A 20,723-nucleotide genomic window follows, 5' to 3' on the forward strand; every position below is an offset into this window, starting at 1 on the left:
GTGGCCAGACCTCTTGCGACGGCGCGCACCGTGGTGGACGTGCTCCGGGCCAGCAGGGACGGGCCTTCCGGTCTGGCACGACGCCGAGACGCGCGCCTCTCAGAGCTCGTGGCGTGGGCGCGGACAGGGTCTCCGTACTATCGGCGCTTGTACAGGGATCTGCCGCACTGCGGAGATCTGCCCCACAGGCCCGTCGCGCTGGGCGGCTTCCCCGCGGTCACGAAGTCGGACCTCATGGCGGCCTTCGACGACTGGGTGACCGACCCGAGGGTGACGCTGGCCGGCGTCGAAGCCTTCAAGTCCGACCCCGGCCTCGCCGGGGCGGCCTTTCTGGACCGGTACTTCGTCTGCTCGACCTCGGGCACGACCGGCCACCCCGGACTCTTCGTCCATGATCCCGGCGCGCTCGCCGTCTATCAGGCTCTCAGCCTCCGGCTCGATCTTGCGTGGCTTTTCGGGGAGTCAGTGGCTCCAGATGCTGCGCCGCCGCGGCCGATGGGCAGCAGTGGTCGGAACCGGCGGACACTTCGCGGGCGAGGGATGGATGGAAATGCAGCGCCGACGGGATCCGTGGCGGCGACGGTCGTTCCGCGTGTTCTCCATCCAGCAGCCGCTGGGCGCTCTCGTCGCCGAGCTCAACGCGTTCGACCCGGCCGCTATTACCGGCTATCCGAGCATTCTGGAACTGCTGTCCGAGGAGAAGGCGGCCGGACGCCTTCGGGTGTCGCCAGTGCTCGTGGAGCTGGCAGGCGAGTCGATCGACCAGGCGAGCCATGCTCGGATCGAGGCCGGCCTGGGAGGATCACTGCACGAAGCGTACGCAGCCTCCGAGTTCCTCATCATGGCGGTCGACTGCGATCGGGGGTGGCTGCACGTGAACAGCGACTGGGTTGTCCTCGAGCCCGTGCAGGCAGACATGTCCCCGACACCCTCGGGGGAGCCGTCGCACTCGGTACTCCTGACGAACCTGGCCAACCGGGTCCAGCCACTCATCCGATACGACCTTGGCGACTCGGTCGTGGCGCGGCGGGACCCCTGCGAGTGCGGTAGCCCCTTCCCTGCGATCCGCGTCCACGGCAGGTGCGACGACGTCCTCCACCTGCGGACCGACGATGGCAGGACGGTGAGTGTCCTTCCGCTCGCCGTCGCCTCCATCCTCGATGAGACGCCCGGTGTCCGGAACAGCCAGCTCGTCCAGACCGGCCCAGTGTCCCTCGAGCTGAGGCTGGAACTGAAGCAAGGAGCTGGCGAAGGAACCGCGGTGAGCGCACTCGAGAACCTGCGCGTGTTTTTGGCAGACCAGGGACTCCCAAACGTCGGCGTCGCGCTCTCCCCGGCAGCGCCGGAACGGACTCCTCGCAGCGGCAAGTACCGGCAGGTTGTCGCACTGCCGCGGACGGCGGCGCAGTGAGGGACCGACTCAGCGCACTCGACTCGATGTTCCTGGCCGTGGAGAGCGACACCCAGTCGTTGCACGTGGGTTCGGTGCTGATCCTCGGAGGGCCCGAGCCGGGCCCTGCCGAGTTCAGCGACCTCGTTGCCGCACGAGTGGCCGCGGTGCCCATCTTGCGGCGGAAGGTGCTCAGGATGCCACTCGAGCTCGGACGGCCGATCTGGGTGGATGACGCCCGCTTCCGGGGGGCCGACCACGTGCACCACGTGGTCCTCGGGACACCGGGGGACGCCCGTCGCCTTCGGGAGGCAGTGTCCGGCATCATGGGCCCCCGACTGGATCCGGATCGGCCCCTCTGGGAGGTCTGGCAGGTCGGTGGACTCGACAATGGCCGGTGGGCGGTGCTCGCCAAGTCGCACCACACCATGATCGACGGACAGTCGGGAATCGACCTCGTGCAGGCACTCCTGGCGGACGGTCGGGACGCGCCGCCCCTGCCCCCGGTCGTCTCCGACGCCCTGCCGGCACCGTTGCGCCTCCAGCTCTTCGGGGACCTCCTCGGGTGGCTCGCGCGCCTACCGCTCCGTGCCGTCCGGTTGCTCGGGCGCTTCGCGGCGTCGCCGTCCGAGGCGCTCCGTCGGGTGAAGCAGATCCGGTTCGGGCTGGCCCAGGTCGTGCGGCCCGACCTGCCGCCTTCGGTCCTCTCGGGTCCTTTGGGTCCCCGGCGGTCGTGGGGCTGGGCCGACGCGGACCTCGGCGCCGTGGCCCGGACGGCCAAGGAAGCAGGCTGCACCGTCAACGACGTCTACCTCGCGGCGCTCGCGGGAGCCTACCGCAGGTTCCTGCTCGACCGTGGCGAGCCTCTCGCGGGGACCGTGCTCCGTGCCATCGTCCCGGTCGGCCACCGTACGACCGCCTCAGGCGGACGACGCCGGAATCTCGCCTCGGCGATGTTCGTGGAACTGCCCGTGGACCTTCCCGACGCGCGGGCCAGGCTTGCCGCCGTCACCGCGCGCACCGCCGTGCAGAAGTCGCGAGCCGTCGCGGACGCGACGGCGGCCTTCGTGGCTGCGGCAGACCACGTGCCGGCCCCGCTGCTCGCCTGGGCCTCGAGGCTGTACGGCCGGTCGCGTCAGGGCCGGGTGAACGTCGCCGCGACCAACATCCCGGGTCCGCCGCAGACACAGTTCCTTGGCGGAAGGCGCGTGCTTGACTTCATCCCGTACGTTCCCGTGGCGCTTGACGTCCGCGCCACCTCGGCGATGGTCAGCTATGCGGGCAGGCTCACCGTCGGCATCACCGCTGACGCCGACTCACTGCCAGACGCGGACCGGCTCGTCCATGCCGTCGGCGAGGAGTTCCGGCTGCTGATGGGTGCGACGGGCTGACTGTTGACTCCGAATCGCTCGCCTCACCCACCGCGCTCAGCCCGCGGCGCCACCGTGGTTCGTGGTGACCTCGAACCGGGCCACTGCTTCGGCTGATCGGCGTCAGAGCCCGATCCGGATCGTGCGACGGTGCAGCCACCACGCGACCCCCGTCAAGATCGCGAGGATGATCGCGAGCTCGAGGAGTGCGAGCCAGGCGGGCGCGTCGGCGTACCACCCCGGGATCCCGGGCAGGACGACGAGCGCGAGGAGCAGCAGGTGCAGGAGGTAGAGGGCCAGTGCGTTCTCGCCCCACCAGCAGAAGACCCCGGGGTTCCGGGGAACGGTGCGTGAACCGATGTCGACCAGGAGCAAGGCCACGGCGCTCACTGCCAGGGAGATCAGCACATAGCTCAGGGACACGCGGTTCTTGCTCACGGGGGCAACGAGCGTCGACGCGACCGCGAGCGCGGCAAGCGCCGCACACAGCACCCCGTACGGTACGAGCCCCTTGCGCCAGACGTCTGCGACAGCCGTCGAGAGCACGAGCAGCGCACCCCAGGAGAGGGATCCGAGGAAGCCGCCCTGGATCGAGGAGAGGACGGTCTGCAGCGCGAACGCGTCCACCATGTACTGGTACGCCGCGAGCAGCAGCAGCCCGACGGCGAAGCGTGCCGCCGTGCCGAGCCTGATGAAGATCAGGCAGATCAGTCCGGCCATCCCGAGTGCCTGCAGCACGCCCCAGTCGGTGGGCTCGGCCGCGACGACGGTGCCGCCCGCCGTGATGATCGCCCCGATCCCCAGCAGGCTCAAGTACCTCAGCAGGAGGTGCCGGTAGGCCGCCGTCGTGCTTTTGCGCCTCCGCCGGGCGAACGACGGGCCGAAGTTGATCCCGATCGCGAAGACGAAGCAGGGGGCAACCAGATCGGCGACGGTCAGCCCGACGTCCGGCGTGTGCTTGAGGAACGCGGGCACGAACTGCACCCCGATGCCGAAGTTGCCGGCCACCATGAGGACCACGAGGACGCCCCGCAGCCGGTCGACCCTGACGTCGCGCTGCGGTGTCGCGCCCATCGGGGACTCAGCCCTGCCCCCGGAGGTGGTTCCGTGCGACACCGACCGCATGAAGCGTAGGTTACCCGGCGTCGACACGCCCGGGGAGTAGCGAAGGCCCGGAATAACATGCAGATGCATGCAGTTGACGCGGGTGTGAAAGCCTTTGGATTCCTCTCGTTCGGACACTATGCGCCGATGCGCGGTTCGCAGACCGGCACCGCCGCGGACATGATCCGTCAGGCGGTGGACCTCGGCGTCGGAGCAGACGAGCTCGGCGTCAACGGCGCGTACTTCCGAGTCCACCATTTCGCGCCCCAGCAGGCCTCGCCCGTGCCGCTGCTCGCGGCGATCGCGGCCAGGACGCGGCGCATCGAGGTCGGCACAGGCGTCATCGACATGCGGTACGAGAATCCCCTCTACCTCGCCGAGGAGCTAGCTGCCCTCGACATCATCAGCGCCGGCCGCATCGCCATCGGCGTGAGCCGCGGCTCGCCCGAGCCCGCCCTCCGCGGCTACGAGGCGTTCGGGTACACCGGCTCGCAGGACCCCCGCGGCGCGGACCTCGCCCGCGAGAAGTTCGAGCTGTTCCTCAAGGCGATCGACGGCGATGGCATCGCGCCCGCCGATCCGCGCCAGGCGCCGGCCGGGACGCTGCTCCCCATCGAGCCGCACTCGCCCGGCCTGCGGGACCGCATCTGGTGGGGCAGCGGCACACGCGCCACGGCAGAGTGGACCGCGGAGCGGGGCCTGAACCTCATGAGCTCGACCCTTCTCACGGAGGCCACCGGCGTCCCGTTCCACGAGCTCCAGCACGAGCAGATTGAGGCCTACCGTGCCGCGTACAAGGCGGCCGGCCACACCCGCCCGCCGCGGATCTCCGTGAGCCGGAGCATCTTCCCGATCGTGAACTCCAAGGACGCGATGTACTTCGGGATGCGCACGGACGGAGACCAGATCGGTACCATCGACGGCTTCCAGTCGACCTTCGGCAAGACCTATGCCGGCGAGCCGGACGACCTCGTCGAGCAGCTCAAGGGGGACTCGGCCGTCATGGCCGCGGATACCGTGATGCTCACGGTCCCGAACCAGCTCGGAGTCGAGTACAACCTGCACATCCTCGAGTCGTTCGCGAAGCACGTCGCGCCCGAGCTGGGCTGGAAGCCGAACACCGAGGGCCCGGTAGAGGGAGATCCGATCGCCTGACGACCCCGCCCCGCACCTCCCGCGAGTGTCGCACCTGAAGGTCCCCTGATTGGGACGTCCCGACCTCTGGCCGGGACACCTGCCGGGTCGCTAGCGTGGCGGGATGGCAGACATCCTCCTGTTCCACCACGCCCTCGGGCTCACCTCTGGCATCGCGGAGTTCGCCGAGACGCTCCAGGCCAACGGCCACACCGTCACGACCCCGGACCTCTTCGAAGGCCGCACCTTCGCCACTATCGAGGACGGCGTGGCGCACGCGCGGGAGGTCGGCTTCGGCGAGGTGCTCGCCCGAGGCGAGCGCGCGGCGTCGGGCCTCCCGCAGAACCTCGTGTACCTGGGCTTCTCCCTCGGAGTGCTGCCCGCGCAGAAGCTCGCCCAGACACGTGCCGGGGCGCGCGGCGCCGTCTTCTTCTACTCGTGCGTCCCGCCCGAGGAGTTCGGCGGCGCATGGCCCCCCGCGCTGCCGCTCCAGGTGCACGGCGCCGAGCAGGACCCGATCTTCATGGAGGAGGGCGACGTCGACGCCGCCCGCGCCATCGTAGACGGCGCGCAGGACGCAGAGCTGTTCCTCTACCCGGCCAGCGCCCACTACTTCGCGGATCCGACCCAGCCGGGATTCGACTCCGCCGCGGCCTCGCTCGCCATGGACCGGGTACTGGCCTTCCTCGAGCGGATCTGACGCCGCCGCGTCCGCCCTTCGCGTCAGGCCGTCGTGGGGTTCCCGCGCGCCCAGCTCGGCCTCGGCCTCGTGCCGACGCTCCTCCTCGCTCGCGGCAATCGCCCGGAAGGGCAATAGAGTGATCTTCGGCGTGGGCGACGCGGCCCGCGCGCGAGCGAGGTACAGGAGAGGCCGACGTGCACGAGCGAATCCGCCACGAGGGAATGCTGAGAAAGCTGATGGGCGCCGACGAGGCGGCGGCCCTGATCCGGCCGGGCATGACCGTGGCCATGAGCGGCTTCACCGGCGCGGGGTACCCCAAGGCGGTCCCGGGTGCCCTTGCGATGCACATGGAGGCAGCCCACGCGGCGGGGGAGGACTTCAAGATCAAGGTCCTCACAGGCGCCTCGACGGCCCCGGAGCTTGACGGCGTCCTGGCCAAGGCGGACGGCATGGAGCTCCGCCTGCCATACATGTCCGATCCGGCGCTGCGCCAGCGGATCAACGCGGGCGACCTGGACTACATGGACATCCACCTGAGCCACGTCGCCCAGCACACGTGGTTCGGGTTCTACGGCGACGTCGACCTTGCCGTCGTCGAGGTCGTGGGGGTCCTCGAGGACGGCCGCCTCATCCCTTCCTCCTCCGTGGGCAACAACAAGACGTGGCTCGACATGGCCAGCAAGGTCATCCTCGAGGTCAACTCGCGCCAGCCCGCAGGCATGGAGGGCATGCACGACGTCTACTACGGCACGGCCCTGCCCCCGAACCGCAAGCCGGTGCCGATCCTTGCCCCGGGCGACCGGATCGGCGAGCCGTACCTTCTCGTCGACCCGGAGAAGGTCATCGCGGTCGTCGAGACGGACGCCCCTGACCGGCTGTCCGGGTTCAGCGCCCCGGACGAGGCCTCGAAGGCCATCGCCGGCCACCTGCTCGAGTTCCTCGACCACGAGATCCGCCGCGGCCGCCTCACCGACCGCCTCCTGCCGCTCCAGTCCGGGGTCGGGAATATCGCCAACGCTGTGCTCGCGGGGCTCGCCGAGGGCGGCTACAAGGGCCTCACCGCCTACACCGAGGTCATCCAGGACGGGATGCTCAACCTGATCAAGGACGGCACCATCGGGTTCGCGTCCGCCACATCGTTCTCGCTCAGCGAGGACGGGGTCGCCGAGTTCACCGAGAACGTCGACTTCTACCGCGAGCGGATCCTCCTGCGCACCCAGGAGATCTCGAACCATCCCGAGGTGATCCGCCGCCTCGGCTGCATCGCCCTCAACGGGATGATCGAGGCGGACATCTACGGCAACGTCAACTCGACCCACGTGGCCGGCACGAGCGTCATGAACGGGATCGGCGGGTCCGGTGACTTCGCGCGCAACGGGTTCCTCAGCGTCTTCATGTCCCCGTCCACGGCAAAGGGCGGGAAGATCTCGGCCATCGTGCCGATGGCCAGCCACGTGGACCACACCGAGCACGACACGATGATCCTCATCACCGAGCAGGGCCTTGCGGACATGCGCGGGCTCGCGCCGAAGCAGCGCGCCAGGACCGTCATCGCGAACTGCGCCCACCCGGACTACCGCCCGGCGCTGACGGACTACTTCGAGCGGGCCCTGCGCGACAGCTACGGCAAGCACACTCCCCACCTTCTCGGCGAGGCGCTCTCGTGGCACGAGCGGTTCGTGCAGACGGGCGACATGCGCGCGGCCCCGTGAACCCCGGCCTCGGCCGCGGCGCGCCGTGCGAGGACTGCGCTACTTGAGGAACTTCGAGGTGCGCCTGTCCGCGAGCGGCCTGCCGCCGGTCTGGCACGTGGGGCAGTACTGGAGGGCACTGTCCGCGAAGGAGACCTCCAGGATCGTGTCCCCGCACACGGGACACGGCTCGCCGGCGCGCCGGTGAACGCGCATGGAGCGCCGCTTCTCGTCCTTGAGCTCCTCGGGCGGGCGCCCCAGTGCCTCCTCGAGCGCCGCGCCAAGCACACTGCGCATCGCATCGTAGAGGCGCGCGGTCGTCTCGTCGTCGAGCGTGGCGGCGATCGCGAACGGCGAGATCTTCGCCGCGTGCAGGATCTCGTCGCTGTACGCGTTGCCGATCCCGGCGATGAGCTTCTGGTCCCGCAGCAGGCCCTTGATCTGCTTCTTGTGCCGCAGGATCGTCCGGAAGGCCTCGAGCGTGAACGCGTCGTCGAGGGGCTCGGGTCCGAGGTCGGCGATGCCGGGCACGTCCTCGAGCCGCCGGACGATGTACAGCGCGAGCTTCTTGAACGTGCCCGCCTCGGTGAGCTCGAGCCCGCTCCCCACGCCGTCCCGCACGAACCCGAATCGCGCCGCGACGTACCCCTTGCCGCGCGGGATTCCCGCTTCCGGCAGGGTGTCGAGGAGCCTCACCCACCCGCCCAGGGCGAGATGCACGACGACGGCGACTCGCCCGCCGTCGTCCGCTCCGCCGGTCTCGCCGTCCGGCGGGGTGGTCACCACCACGAGGAACTTGCCGCGCCGCCCCACTGAGTCGACACGGCGGCCGACGAGGGCGGTGTAGGGCGGATCGGCGGTCTTGAGGGCGTGCACCGCGCCGATCTGGACGCGTTCGATGCTCGCGCCGGCGAGGCGATCATCGAGATACGCCGCCAGCGCATTCACCTCAGGGAGTTCCGGCATGGGACGCCTCCTGACACGGTTCGTCTCCTTGCGTGTCCATCCTGTCAGAAACTCGCGCGAGCTGTCGGAAAGGGCCCAAAACGTTGTGCCTATACTTTCACCGACACCGCACCCCGGGGACACGGTTACTGCCGTGGCCCCGCAGTCGACGAAAGGCGAGCCCCATGAGCAATGTCCCCGCGGAGCTGTCCTACACCGCTGAGCACGAGTGGATCTCGATGGAGCCTGGCGACGGGGTGGTGCGTGTCGGCATCACGGATTTCGCCCAGGACGCCCTCGGCGACGTCGTCTACGTCCAGATGCCCGAGGTCGGCACCGAGGTGACCGCGAACGGCGTCGTGGGCGAGGTTGAGTCCACCAAGAGCGTCAGCGACATCTACGCCCCCGTGACGGGCAAGGTCGTGGGGCGCAACGAGGCGCTCGACGCTGACCCCGCACTGGTGAACTCGGACCCCTACGGCGAGGGCTGGCTCTTCGAGATCGCCCTGGCCGACGAGGCCGAGACGGACGCGCTGCTCAGTGCCGCACAGTACGAGCAGCAGGTAGGGTAGAAGTCTGAATCCGGGACACTTTCAGCAGGACTCTTCCAGGAGGAACCGATGGTGAGCGACGAGCGCCGAAACGTCGGCGCCGACGAGGTCACGCAGCGTCAGGAATCTGCGTCGGAGACGACGTCGATCCAGATGCCGCCGATCCACGGCGAGACGACGATGACGCCGCAGCTGAGCCCAGAAGAGGCCTCAGCGGTCGCTGCGCTCCCGTACGGCTCGGCGCTGCTCATCGCCCACGCCGGCCCGAACGCGGGGGCCCGGTTCCTGCTGGATTCCGAGGTCACCACGGCTGGCCGCCACCCGGACGCCGACATCTTCCTCGACGATGTGACGGTCTCGCGCCGCCACGCCGAGTTCCGCCGCGCGGGCAACGGGTTCGAGGTGGTGGATGCGGGCAGCCTCAACGGCACCTACGTCAACCATGACCGCGTAGACCAGGTGACGCTTCGGAACGGCTCGGAAGTGCAGATCGGCAAGTTCCGCCTCACGTTCTACGCGAGCCCTGCGCAGAGCCCGGTGCAGCCCACCGGCTGACGGAGGCGGACGCATGGCAGCAGCCCAGCCCGAGCGGAGGGGATCCTCTGCCCTCAACATCGGGGAGGTCCTGGCCACGTTGGCTGAGGACTTCCCGTCCATGACGGCGTCCAAGATCCGCTTCCTCGAGGAAAAGGGCCTCATCTCGCCGCATCGGACCCCCTCCGGGTACCGGCAGTACAGCGATGGGGATGTTGAACGGCTGCGCTTCATCCTGTCCCTCCAGCGTGACCAGTACCTTCCCCTGAAGGTCATCAAGGACTACCTCGACGCGGTCGACCGCGGCGAGCGGCCCGAGAGCCTGCCGGGTGGCATGAGCATCGCGCCCCGCCCCGTCACGGACGAGCTCGGCGCGCAGCTCTCCGCGACGCGGCCGCGGTCGCTGAGTGAGGCGCAGCTCCGGGCGGAGTCCGGTGCGAGCGCGCGGCTCGTCGAGTCGATGCTGAGCTTCGGGCTGATCACGGTCGAGGACGGCCGGTTCGACGCCCACGCCCTGACCGTGGCCCGCACGTGTGTGGCGCTCGAGGGCCGCGGCCTCGAGCCCCGGCACCTGCGGCCCTTCCAGACCGCGGCGGAGCGTGAGGTCGGCCTGATCGAGCAGGCGGTCGCGCCGAGCGCATCGCGCCGGGACACCGCGTCCCGCGCCCGCGCGGCAGAGGAGGCGCGGGAGCTCAGCGAGTTGTTCATGACCCTTCACCGTGCGCTCGTCCACGGGATGATCTCGAGGATGGATGGCTGATGATCGAGGTAGAAGTTGTGGGCGTGCGGATCGAGCTGCCTTCCAACCAGCCCCTCGTGCTCCTCAAGGAGTCCCAGGGCGAACGGCACCTTCCGATCTGGATCGGAACGGCCGAGGCCAGCGCGATCGCCCTCGCCCAGCAGCATGTGGTGCCGCCGCGGCCACTCACGCACGACCTGCTCGTCTCCGTGGTGCACGCGCTCGGGCGCCAGGTGGTGAGTGCCACGATCGTCGCCGTCGAGGACAGCGTCTTCTACGCCCAGCTGGGTTTCGACGACGGCACCACGGTCGAGTCCAGGGCCTCGGATGCCCTCGCCGTCGCGCTCCGCGTGAACTGCCGCATCTGGTGCGCGGACGCGGTGCTCGAGGAGGCGGGCGTCCAGCTCGCAGACGGCAACGAGGGCGGCGAGGAGGGCGGCGAGACTGCCGAGGAGGAGAGTGAGATGCGGCGCTTCCGCGAGTTCCTCGCCGATGTCGAGCCGGAGGACTTCGACGAGTAGCCGGGGCCGCCGCGACGTCCAGCAGGCGGTCCTCCCGACACGGTGCGAGGTCTTTGATTTCACTCCCCGACGGTTCTAACGTCAGTAGTGAACAAGCTCCCATTGCTTCCCCGACCCCCAGAGGCCACACTGGAGAGTGCATCCGACTGTAATTACAGACGTGCGCTTCGAGGGCCCCTTCGGCGGATGCGATTCCCCCAGGGGAGCGTGAAGGAGGGTTTAGTGAGTCCCAAGCGAGAGCATGGAGATCTTCGGCATCGGTCTGGTGAGAACGAAGACGTGCCGGTGGGCACCCAGGGCCTTCTGTTCGACGACGACCTGCCTGACTTGGACGAGGAGGCCGGATACCGCGGCCCGACGGCGTGCAAGGCCGCCGGCATCACCTACCGCCAGCTCGACTACTGGGCCCGTACGGGACTGGTCGAGCCGACCGTCCGCGGGGCCGCCGGCAGCGGTTCGCAGCGACTCTACGGCTTCCGTGACATCCTCGTGCTCAAGGTGGTCAAGCGCCTCCTCGACACCGGAGTGTCCCTTCAGCAGATCCGCAGTGCCGTGGGACACCTGCGCGAGCGTGGGGTCGAGGACCTCGCCCAGATCACGCTCATGAGCGACGGCGCGTCCGTGTACGAGTGCACGTCCGCCGACGAGGTCATCGATCTCGTCCAAGGTGGCCAGGGTGTCTTCGGGATCGCGGTCGGGCGCGTGTGGCGAGAAGTGGAGGGCAGCCTCGCCGAGCTGCCGAGCGAGCACGCTGCGGACCAGACGTTTCCCGGTGATGAGCTGAGCAAGCGCCGCGCCGCACGCAAGACCGGCTGAGCGCCCGCCACCGCTCCGCGTTCCGCAAGGCGCGCACGACGCCGAGGGGCCGCCTCCAGCGGGAGGCGGCCCCTCGGCGTCGTGCGCGGACCGGGACGTAGGCCGCATGCGGGACGCGTGCGCGGAGGCACCCAGTGGTACCGGTGCGGTTGAGAGCGCGCCTAGCGCGCCACGCGAGGACGGAAGTCGCGGCTCTGCCTCAGGACAGCGCCGAGCAATTCGTCGTAGAGCGCGGACGTACCCCGGGCCGCCTCGCCAGGCCAGTGGTGCACGGCATGCGCCGCGCCCTGGATCTGCTGCCAGTTGGCCACCTCGGGGATGTGCGGCTCTAGCAGGAGGGGGCCGAACATCTGCCCCATCTCGTCGAGCCGGTAGCCGTGCTCCGTGGATGAGGGGCGCACCCGGTTCGCGACGATGCCGGCCGGCGCGAGCTTGGGGGCGTACTCCTGCTTGAAGAGTTGGATGGCCCGCAGGGTGCGCTCCGTGCCGGCCACCGAGAATAGGCCGGGCTCGGCGACGAGGAGCACGCGGTGGCTCGCGGCCCAGGCCATGCGGGTGAGCCCATTGAGGGACGGCGGGCAGTCGATGAGCACGAGCCCGTACCCCTCGAGCCCGTCGAGGACGATGCTGAGGCGGCGGAGGTCGCGGCGCCCGAGGTCGGGGCGGTCATACACGCCGCTGAGGGACCCGCCGTAGGCCACATCGAGGATGCGGTTCTGCTGGCCGTTCAACGCGGCGGCCCGGCGCACCCACGCGCTCGGGACCACGTTGTCCTCGAGGAAGACGCGCTTCGGGGCCTTGAGCATGCGGCCTACCTCGAGCTTGCCGTCGGGGACGACGCCGAGGGCGGTCGAGGCATCAGCGTGCGGATCGAGGTCTACAACGAGAGTGGGGATACCGGCGGCGAGGGCTGCCGAGGCGAGGCCCGTGGTGACCGACGTCTTCCCGACTCCGCCCTTCAGGCTGCTGATGCTGACTACTTGCACGTGAGAATCCACTATCTATCCGCTGGCCGACGCGTTCCATCTTAGTGGCCAGCGGCGCGCCTTTCCGGTCACGCCACGGCCGCCAGCACCCCATCCACGAGGCGAGACGTTACGTCCGTGATTCAAGACACTTCGCATTGCCCTGCTAGTTTGCTGGAATAGACACTAGGCACCACCTAGTAAGTCCTGCGTTGCGACAACAGGAGTCCCATGTTCTCCAAGATTCTGGTAGCGAACCGCGGTGAAATCGCCATCCGCGCGTTCCGAGCGGGCTACGAGCTCGGTGCCAAGACGGTCGCGGTGTTCCCGCACGAAGACCGCAATTCCATCCACCGCCAGAAGGCGGACGAGGCCTACCTCATTGGCGAGGAAGGCCACCCCGTCCGCGCCTATCTGGATGTGGACGAGATTGTCCGTGTGGCCAAGGAGGCCGGCGCGGATGCGATCTACCCTGGCTACGGCTTCCTTTCCGAGAACCCCGAGCTGGCACGTGCCGCCGCCGGCGCGGGCATCACGTTCGTGGGCCCGCCCGCGGACGTTCTCGAGCTCGCCGGCCACAAGGTCCACGCGCTCGAGGCCGCGCGCAAGGCCGGCATCCCGGTCCTGAAGTCCTCGGCGCCCAGCTCCGACGCCGACGAGCTCTTGGTGGCCGCTGACGAGATCGGCTTCCCGATCTTCGTCAAGGCCGTGGCCGGTGGCGGCGGGCGCGGTATGCGCCGCGTCGACACGCGCGAGGGCCTCCCCGAGGCGCTCAACGCGGCCATGCGCGAGGCCGATGCCGCGTTCGGCGACCCGACCGTGTTCCTTGAGCAGGCCGTGCTCCGTCCGCGCCACATCGAGGTCCAGGTCCTTGCCGACGCCGAGGGCAACGTGGTGCACCTGTTCGAGCGGGACTGCTCGCTCCAGCGGCGCCACCAGAAGGTCATCGAGATCGCTCCGGCCCCTCAGCTCGACGAGTCCATCCGCCAGGCCCTGTACTCGGACGCCATCAAGTTCGCCAAGGCGCTCGGCTACGTCAACGCGGGCACCGTCGAGTTCCTCGTGGACACCGTGGGCGAGCGCGCCGGCCAGCACGTGTTCATCGAGATGAACCCGCGCATCCAGGTCGAGCACACGGTCACCGAGGAGGTCACCGACGTCGACCTCGTCCAGGCCCAGCTGCGCATCGCCTCGGGCGAGACGCTCGAGGACCTCGGCCTCACGCAGGACCGGATCCACCTCAAGGGCGCCGCCCTGCAGTGCCGCATCACCACCGAGGACCCTGCCAACGGGTTCCGTCCCGACGTCGGCAAGATCACCGGCTACCGCTCGGCCGGCGGCGCCGGCGTGCGGCTCGATGGCGGCACGATCTACCAGGGTGCCGAGATCAGCCCGCACTTCGACTCGATGCTGGTCAAGCTCACGTGCCGCGGCCGCGACTACGCGACCGCGGTCAAGCGCGCGCGGCGTGCCCTCGCGGAGTTCCGCATCCGCGGCGTCTCCACGAACATCCCGTTCCTCCAGGCCGTGCTGGACGACGAGGACTTCGTGGCCGGCAATGTCGCCACCTCGTTCATCGACGAGCGGCCCGAGCTCCTCAAGGCACGGTCCTCCGCGGACCGCGGGACCAAGCTGCTCACGTGGCTCGCCGAGGTCACGGTCAACAAGCCCAACGGCGAGCTCAAGGTCCACGCCGACCCGCGTTCCAAGCTGCCCAAGGTCAGCCTCCAGGACGCGCCCGCAGGCTCCCGGCAGCGGCTGCTCGAGCTCGGTCCGGAGGGCTTCGCGAAGGCTCTGCGCGAGCAGAATGCCGTGGCCGTCACGGACACGACGTTCCGCGACGCGCACCAGTCGCTGCTCGCGACCCGCGTCCGCACCCGCGACCTTGTGGCCGCCGGCCCGGCGGTCTCGGTCCTGACCCCCGAGCTGCTCTCGGTCGAGGCCTGGGGAGGCGCGACCTACGACGTCGCGCTCCGCTTCCTCGGCGAGGACCCGTGGCAGCGTCTCGCCGCCCTCCGTGCCGCGATCCCGAACATCTGCATCCAGATGCTCCTGCGCGGCCGCAACACGGTCGGCTACACGCCGTACCCGGAGGAAGTCACGGTTGCCTTCGTGAAGGAGGCCGCCGCGACCGGCATCGACATCTTCCGCATCTTCGATGCGCTCAACGATGTCAACCAGATGGCCCCCGCCATCAAGGCCGTCCGCGAGACCGGCACCGCCGTGGCCGAGGTTGCCCTGTGCTACACGGGCGACCTGCTCGACCCGGCCGAGGACCTCTACACGCTCGACTACTACCTGGACCTCGCGCAGAAGATCGTCGACGCCGGTGCCCACGTCCTCGCGATCAAGGACATGGCCGGCCTCCTGCGTCCCGCCGCGGCCGCCAAGCTGGTCACCGCGCTCCGCGAGCGCTTCGACCTTCCCGTCCACCTGCACACGCACGACACGGTGGGTGGTCAGCTCGCCACCCTGCTCGCCGCGGTCGAGGCCGGGGTCGACGCCGTCGACGTCGCCTCGGCGGCCCTCGCGGGCACGACGAGCCAGGTCTCTGCGTCCGCGCTCGTCGCGGCGCTGGCCCACACCCCGCGCGACACGGGCATCTCGCTGAAGAACGTCAGCGCGCTCGAGCCGTACTGGGAAGCCGTTCGCCGCGTGTACGCACCGTTCGAGTCCGGCCTCCCGGGGCCCACGGGCCGCGTCTACCAGCACGAGATCCCCGGCGGCCAGCTCTCCAACCTGCGCCAGCAGGCGATGGCCCTCGGCCTGGGGGAGCGGTTCGAGGCGATCGAGGACATGTACGCCGCCGCGGACCGGATCCTCGGCCGCCTTGTCAAGGTCACGCCGTCCTCCAAGGTGGTGGGCGACCTTGCCCTCCACCTCGTGGGCCTCGGCGCCGACCCCGACGAGTTCCGTGAGAACCCGCAGAAGTTCGACATCCCGGAGTCGGTCATCGGCTTCCTCGGCGGCGAGCTCGGCGACCCGCCCGGCGGCTGGCCGGAGCCCTTCCGGACGAAGGCGCTCCAGGGCCGCACCGTGAAGGTGCGCGAGGAAACCCTCTCGGCCGCTGATTCCGCGGCGCTGGAGGGGGACTCGGCCACCCGCCGTGCCACCCTCAACCGGCTCCTGTTCCCCGGCCCGACCAAGGACTACCAGGGCAGCCGGGATGCCTACGGCAACCTCGCGGTCCTCGACACCCGCGACTACCTCTACGGGCTCCAGCTCGGCCAGGAACACGTCATCGAGCTCGAGAAGGGCGTCCGGCTCATCGCACAGCTCGAGGCCATCTCCGAGCCGGACGAGAAGGGCATGCGGACGGTCATCGCCACGCTCAACGGCCAGTCCCGCCCGGTGGCCGTGCGTGACCGGTCGGTGCAGAGCAACGTCAAGCAGGCGGAGAAGGCCGACGCCACCAACCCGGGCCACATCGCCGCGCCGTTCGCGGGCGCTGTCACGGTCATCGCGAAGGAGGGCGACCTCATCCAGGCCGGCGACTCCGTTGCGACGATCGAGGCCATGAAGATGGAGGCCGCGATCACCTCGCCTGTGGCAGGGAAGGTGGCACGCGTCGTCGTGAACGGCGTGTCCCAGGTCCAGGGCGGCGACCTGCTCCTGGTCGTCGGGGCAGAGTAGCGCCAGCCCGTCCGACTGGAGGCGAAGGCGGCCCGGCCGCGGACCTTGACCAGGTCCGCGGCCGGGCCGCGGCTACAATGGGCGCGTTCGGTGGCGGCGGTGCGCCGTCAGCGACTCCGACCGACAAGGTGGACGGGAGCCCATGACCGAGGACACGACGCCCAAGCCCGGGCCGCGCCGCAGCACGGCCAAGTCGACACAGGGGGCTTCCCACGAGCCCACGGAGGCCGCCGTGCCCCCGGGGGCCGCGGAGTCGGCACCCTCCGTGGGCTCCGAGGGGGAGCCGGGGGGCGCCGAGGCCGGTGACGTGGTGTCCACGGCGCCCGAGTCCTCGCCCATCGACGTCGTCACCGTGAGCGATGCGCAGGACCGCACGAGCGCCGAGTCCCTCTCCGCCTTCACGACATTGTCCGTGCCCCTCGATCCAGGGGCAGTGCCGCCTGCGCCGTCCCAGCCGCCAGCGGGGTGGCTTGCGGGCCCGGCGCCGACGACCGGGGGACCGCAGGAGGAGGTCGGCCCGGGCTTCCAGCCTCGCGGTTCAGCGACCGTCACCGAGGAGGACGGGACCGAGGCTGCCGCGGCGGGCGTGAGCGAGCGCAGGTCACGCGCCGAGGGCCCCGAGCCCGCCGCGTCGCTGACCTCGGACCGCCTCGTGGCCAAGACCGCCGCGCCGCCCGCGGCCGGCTGGCGGCGGTGGCTCTACTTCACGACCTTCGGCTACGTGAACCTCGGTGACTCCGATGCCGTGCGGATGCAGCGTGCGCTCGAGCACCGCATCGCGGTACGGCTGGGCGAGCGAACCAGATACGTGCCCGTCCTCTCGCGCAAGGGCGGCGTGGGGAAGACCACCGTGACCACTTTGCTCGGCATGGCCCTCGCCGACCTGCGCGAGGACCGCGTGATCGCGATGGATGCCAACCCGGACCGCGGCACCCTCTCGGACCGCAACCCTGGCAGGGCGTCCCACACGGCACGCCAGCTGGTCAAGGACCGGTTCGAGGTCGACTCCTTCGCCCAGCTGTCCAACTACACCGCCCGGGAAGGGTCGCGGCTCGATGTGCTGGCCTCGGACGCCGATCCGATGGTCGCGCACGCGTTCAACGACTCCGACTACCGCGCCGTCACGGACATCCTCGGGCGCTACTACTCAATTGTCCTGACCGATTCCGGGACCGGGATGGTCCACTCGGTCATGCAGGGCACCCTCGAGAAGGCCGACGCCGTGGTGCTGGTGTCCGGGGGAAGCGTCGACGAGGCGCGGCTCGCCTCCGAGACGCTCTCGTGGCTCGAGGCGCACGGCCGCGACGACCTCGTGCGGAAGGCGATCGTGGTCATCAACATGGCCGCCGGCGATGGTACGCGCGTGTCCGTCGACGAGATCGAGGAGCACTTCCGTACACGGGTCTCCCATGTGGTGCGCATTCCCCACGACCGGCACCTCGCGGAAGGCTCGCAGGTCGACTTCTCCAAGCTGCGGCCGGCGACCCGCGCGGCCGCCGTCGAGCTCGCGGCACTCGTCGTCGATGAGCTGACGGAGGACTGAACTGACCGAGGTCTGAGCTGAGCGGGGGGACTGAGGATCGGCGCCAGCCGGTCAGACCGCTGCCGGCTTGGGCGTCGAGTAGATGTCCTCGACGTAGTCGCCGAAGTCCTTCATGACTTGGGCGCGCTTGACCTTCATCGATGGGGTCAGGTGCCCGGAGTCCTCGGTGAAGTCCGTCGGCACGATCCGGAAGGACTTGATCCCCTCAGCCTTCGACACGCCAGAGTTGGCGTGGTCGATCACCGTCTGGACGTGGGCGATGACCTCGGGCAGCTTCGCGGCTTCCTCGACCGTGGCGCCGGCAGGCAGTCCGTGGCGCTCGAGCCAGCCCGGGAGTGCCTCCTCGTCAAGTGTGACGAGGGCGCCGATGAACGGCCGGTTCTCCCCAACCACGACGACCTGGGAGACGAGCGCGTCGGCGCGGATATGGTCCTCGAGGGGGGCCGGGGCCACGTTCTTGCCGCCGGCCGTGACGATGATGTCCTTCTTCCGGCCCGTGATGCGCAGATAGCCGTCGGCGTCGAGCTCGCCGATGTCCCCCGTGTGGAACCAGCCGTCGGTGAATGTCTGGGCCTGCAGTTCCGGCAGGTTGTAGTAGCCGCGCATGACGCAGACGCCCTTGGCGAGGATCTCGCCGTCGTCCGCGATGCGCACGCCGTTGCCCGGCAGCGGCGCGCCGACCGTGCCGATCTTGCTCAGGGCCGGGGTGTTGACCGAGATCGGTGCCGTGGTCTCGGTCAGGCCATAGCCCTCGAGCACAAGGAGTCCGATGCCGTGGAAGAAGTGGCCGAGGCGCTCCCCGAGCGGACCGCCTCCGGACACGGCGTACTTGACGTGGCCGCCCATCGCGGTCCGGAGCTTCCTGTACACGAGCGCGTCGTACAGGGCGTGCTGGAGGCGGAGTCCGAGGGACGGCTTCCCGCCGTCCTCGTGTGCCTTGGACCACTGGATCGCGATGTCTGCCGCGCGGTTGAAGATCTTGCCCCTGCCGCCGTCCTCGGCCTTGGTCAGCGCCGAGTTGTAGACCTTCTCGAAGACGCGGGGGACGACGAGCAGGAAGGTCGGCTCGAAGCTCTGCAGGTCGGGCAGCAGGTTCTTGATGTCCGGGGTGTGGGCCACCTGGGTGCCGGCGGCGACTGCCAGCACGGAGATGAAGCGGGCGAACACGTGCGCGAGCGGGAGGAACATGAGCGTCTTGGCGCCCGGCTCGACCACCTCGGCGAGCGCCGTCGCCGCGTTCTCGGACAGGGCGACGAAGTTGCCGTGCGTGAGCTCGCAGCCCTTGGGCCGGCCGAGCGTGCCCGAGGTGTAGATGATGGTCGCGAGGGAGTCGAGGGTGGCCGCCGAGCGGCGGGACTCGAGCTCCTCGTCCGAGACCTGTGTCCCGGCCGCGCGGAGCGCGTCGAGGCCGGCCGGGGACATCTGCCACACGTGCTTCATGGCCGTCAGACCCTCGGAGTCGACGGCCTGGCGGATCGCGTCCTCATGGTGCGGGGTCTCACCGAAGGCCGCGACAGCGCCCGAGTTGCTGAGGTTCCACGCGATCTGGCTCGGCGAGGACGTCTCGTAGACCGGCACGGACACGGCGCCGGCGAACCAGATCGCGAAGTCGACGAGGGCCCACTCGTAGCACGTACGGGCCATGATGCCCACGCGGTCCCCCAGCCCGACGCCCTCGGCGATGAGCCCCTTCGCGATGCGCTGGACATCGGCACGGAAGTCGTGTGCGCTCACGTCCTGCCACGCGCCCGATGCGTCCCGTCTGGCAAACAGCGCCGGGTTCGAGGGCTTCTCGGCCTGCTCGACGACGAAGTCGGTGATGTTCTTCGCGACGGGGTTGGGGACGAGGGGCGGGACGATCTTTTCGCGCACTGTATCTCCTTAGGTGTCTCCCGGGGGCGCGGGAGATGGCTTAACCATATCCAAGGCCTCTGACGGGAGTGTGCCGTGGATCACGGCACTAAGCTACTGGCGAGTAACAATAGTCGTTCATGGGGCCCGGCGCCACACGGACACGGTCCAGCGGCCGTGCTGGTGCCACCTAGAATGTGCAGCGTGCGCAGACCTCGCTTCGCCCCGACGTTCCGGCCCCACGACCCGCGGCTGGGCCGCCGGGGGCTGGCCATCGGCATCGACATCGGCGGGACCAAGGTCGCCGCGGGCGTGGTCGACGCCCAGGGGCGTGTGCTGCGGCGGGCACGCCGGGCCACTCCCGGGACGCAGCCGCGTGAGGTCGAACGGGTGATCGCCGAGCTCGTCGAGGAGCTCAGCGCAGACCACCGCATCTCCTCCGTCGGGATCGGCGCGGCCGGATGGATGGACCTCGAGGGCGGGACGGTCCTGTTCAGCCCCCACCTCGCGTGGCGCAATGAGCCCTTGCGGGACAATCTCGAAAGGCTCCTGCGCCGCCGGGTGTACCTCGCCAACGATGCGGACGCGGCCGCCTGGGCGGAGTGGCGCTTCGGGGCGGGGCGCCGGGAGAGCCGCCTCGTGTGCATCACCCTCGGTACCGGAATCGGCGGGGCGATGGTCGTCTCGGGCCACCTCGAGCGGGGCCGGTACGGCGTGGCCGGAGAGTTCGGCCACCAGATCATCATGCCGGGTGGGCACCGCTGCGAGTGCGGCAACCGCGGCTGCTGGGAGCAGTACGCCTCCGGCAACGCATTGGGGCGCGAGGCCCGTGAGCTCGCCCGCGCGAACTCGCCGGTGGCGCAAGAGCTGCTGCGCGCCGTCGGCGGCGATCCGGAGCTGATCACGGGGGCGATCGTCACCGAGCTGGCCCGCGAGGGCGATGCCGCCTCGCGGGAGCTCCTCGAGGACGTCGGGGAGTGGCTCGGCCTGGGCCTGGCCAATCTCGCGGCCGCGCTCGATCCAGGGACCTTCGTGATCGGAGGCGGGCTGTGCGACGCCGGCGAGCTCCTCCTCGCGCCCGCCCGTCGCGCATTCGCTCGGAACCTCACGGGCCGCGGCTTCCGTCCCCCCGCGCGGATCGTGCGGGCGGCGCTCGGACCGGAGGCGGGCCTCATCGGCGCCGCCGACCTCTCGCGCGTGCATCTGCGCTCGCACGGGTCCGTACGGGGCTGAATCCGTCAGCCGGGCTCTGCC

At 69.9% G+C, this 20,723-nt stretch carries 17 protein-coding genes; 13 read left to right on the forward strand and 4 right to left on the reverse strand.

The annotated features are described in order from the left end of the window. Nucleotides 1-550 precede the first annotated feature (550 nt). Together SCMU_RS08625 and SCMU_RS08630 are read left to right on the forward strand one after the other, a co-directional pair. On the forward strand, nt 551-1,411 hold the full coding sequence (locus SCMU_RS08625) for a hypothetical protein (RefSeq protein ID WP_229232576.1): 861 nt from the start codon (nt 551-553) through the stop codon (nt 1,409-1,411). Continuing rightward, nucleotides 1,408-2,781: a wax ester/triacylglycerol synthase family O-acyltransferase gene (locus SCMU_RS08630; RefSeq protein ID WP_229232577.1), complete on the forward strand. Its 1,374-nt coding sequence runs from the start codon at nt 1,408-1,410 to the stop codon at nt 2,779-2,781. The genes SCMU_RS08625 and SCMU_RS08630 overlap by 4 nt, the downstream gene beginning before the upstream one ends. A gap of 102 nt (nt 2,782-2,883) precedes the next feature. Here the strand turns inward: SCMU_RS08630 and SCMU_RS08635 are convergent, their stop codons facing one another. Beyond that, nucleotides 2,884-3,834, reverse strand: coding sequence for a heparan-alpha-glucosaminide N-acetyltransferase domain-containing protein (locus SCMU_RS08635; RefSeq protein WP_229232578.1), 951 nt, complete (start codon nt 3,832-3,834; stop codon nt 2,884-2,886). Between the two features lie 135 nt (nt 3,835-3,969). Between SCMU_RS08635 and SCMU_RS08640 the strand changes: the two genes are divergently transcribed. The 3 genes from SCMU_RS08640 to scpC all read left to right on the forward strand — a co-directional run bounded on the left by SCMU_RS08640 (nt 3,970) and on the right by scpC (nt 7,392). Then, complete coding sequence (locus tag SCMU_RS08640; protein WP_229232980.1) at nt 3,970-5,019, forward strand: LLM class flavin-dependent oxidoreductase; 1,050 nt, start codon at nt 3,970-3,972, stop codon at nt 5,017-5,019. A gap of 103 nt (nt 5,020-5,122) precedes the next feature. Continuing rightward, nucleotides 5,123-5,698, forward strand: a complete 576-nt coding sequence (locus SCMU_RS08645; protein WP_229232579.1) for a dienelactone hydrolase family protein — start codon at nt 5,123-5,125, stop codon at nt 5,696-5,698. A gap of 176 nt (nt 5,699-5,874) precedes the next feature. Continuing rightward, a complete protein-coding gene (scpC, locus tag SCMU_RS08650) occupies nt 5,875-7,392 on the forward strand; it encodes a succinyl-CoA:acetate CoA-transferase ScpC (protein ID WP_443020250.1) in 1,518 nt (505 codons plus the stop codon). 39 nt (nt 7,393-7,431) lie between these two features. Here the strand turns inward: scpC and SCMU_RS08655 are convergent, their stop codons facing one another. After that, nucleotides 7,432-8,337: an Fpg/Nei family DNA glycosylase gene (locus SCMU_RS08655; RefSeq protein ID WP_229232580.1), complete on the reverse strand. Its 906-nt coding sequence runs from the start codon at nt 8,335-8,337 to the stop codon at nt 7,432-7,434. Between the two features lie 164 nt (nt 8,338-8,501). On the opposite strand from SCMU_RS08655, the gene gcvH reads away from it, so the two are divergent. From gcvH to SCMU_RS08680, 5 genes are all read left to right on the forward strand, one after another. After that, the gene (gene gcvH, locus SCMU_RS08660) at nt 8,502-8,888 is read left to right on the forward strand and encodes a glycine cleavage system protein GcvH (RefSeq protein ID WP_229232581.1); all 387 of its coding nucleotides are present in this window, start codon (nt 8,502-8,504) and stop codon (nt 8,886-8,888) included. A 48-nt stretch (nt 8,889-8,936) separates the two neighbouring features. After that, complete coding sequence (locus tag SCMU_RS08665; protein ID WP_338027598.1) at nt 8,937-9,422, forward strand: FHA domain-containing protein; 486 nt, start codon at nt 8,937-8,939, stop codon at nt 9,420-9,422. Between the two features lie 13 nt (nt 9,423-9,435). Continuing rightward, nucleotides 9,436-10,161, forward strand: a complete 726-nt coding sequence (gene ftsR / locus SCMU_RS08670; RefSeq protein WP_229232583.1) for a transcriptional regulator FtsR — start codon at nt 9,436-9,438, stop codon at nt 10,159-10,161. Then, a complete protein-coding gene (locus SCMU_RS08675; protein WP_229232584.1) occupies nt 10,161-10,661 on the forward strand; it encodes a bifunctional nuclease family protein in 501 nt (166 codons plus the stop codon). Before ftsR ends, SCMU_RS08675 begins: the two co-directional genes overlap by 1 nt. A 222-nt stretch (nt 10,662-10,883) precedes the next feature. After that, nucleotides 10,884-11,477 (forward strand): MerR family transcriptional regulator, encoded by a 594-nt coding sequence (locus tag SCMU_RS08680; RefSeq protein ID WP_443020251.1) that lies wholly within the window; start codon nt 10,884-10,886, stop codon nt 11,475-11,477. Between the two features lie 161 nt (nt 11,478-11,638). On the opposite strand, the gene SCMU_RS08685 is transcribed toward SCMU_RS08680, so the two are convergent. Next, nucleotides 11,639-12,463, reverse strand: a complete 825-nt coding sequence (locus SCMU_RS08685) for a ParA family protein (RefSeq protein ID WP_229232586.1) — start codon at nt 12,461-12,463, stop codon at nt 11,639-11,641. A gap of 210 nt (nt 12,464-12,673) precedes the next feature. Between SCMU_RS08685 and SCMU_RS08690 the strand changes: the two genes are divergently transcribed. Both SCMU_RS08690 and SCMU_RS08695 read left to right on the forward strand, forming a co-directional pair. Further along, nucleotides 12,674-16,075 (forward strand): pyruvate carboxylase, encoded by a 3,402-nt coding sequence (locus SCMU_RS08690; protein ID WP_229232587.1) that lies wholly within the window; start codon nt 12,674-12,676, stop codon nt 16,073-16,075. 142 nt (nt 16,076-16,217) lie between these two features. Continuing rightward, a complete protein-coding gene (locus SCMU_RS08695; RefSeq protein ID WP_229232588.1) occupies nt 16,218-17,618 on the forward strand; it encodes a MinD/ParA family ATP-binding protein in 1,401 nt (466 codons plus the stop codon). 51 nt (nt 17,619-17,669) lie between these two features. Here the strand turns inward: SCMU_RS08695 and SCMU_RS08700 are convergent, their stop codons facing one another. Continuing rightward, nucleotides 17,670-19,490 carry an AMP-dependent synthetase/ligase gene (locus tag SCMU_RS08700; RefSeq protein WP_229232589.1) on the reverse strand — a complete coding sequence of 607 codons (1,821 nt, stop codon included), beginning with the start codon at nt 19,488-19,490 and terminating at the stop codon, nt 17,670-17,672. A 183-nt stretch (nt 19,491-19,673) separates the two neighbouring features. Here SCMU_RS08700 and SCMU_RS08705 point away from each other — a divergent pair, with 183 nt between their 5' ends. Continuing rightward, nucleotides 19,674-20,702 (forward strand): ROK family glucokinase, encoded by a 1,029-nt coding sequence (locus SCMU_RS08705; RefSeq protein WP_338027599.1) that lies wholly within the window; start codon nt 19,674-19,676, stop codon nt 20,700-20,702. The last annotated feature ends 21 nt before the right edge of the window (nt 20,703-20,723 follow it).

The sequence above is a fragment of the Sinomonas cyclohexanicum genome (assembly GCF_020886775.1).
GTDB classification, from domain to species: Bacteria; Actinomycetota; Actinomycetes; order Actinomycetales; family Micrococcaceae; genus Sinomonas; species Sinomonas cyclohexanicum.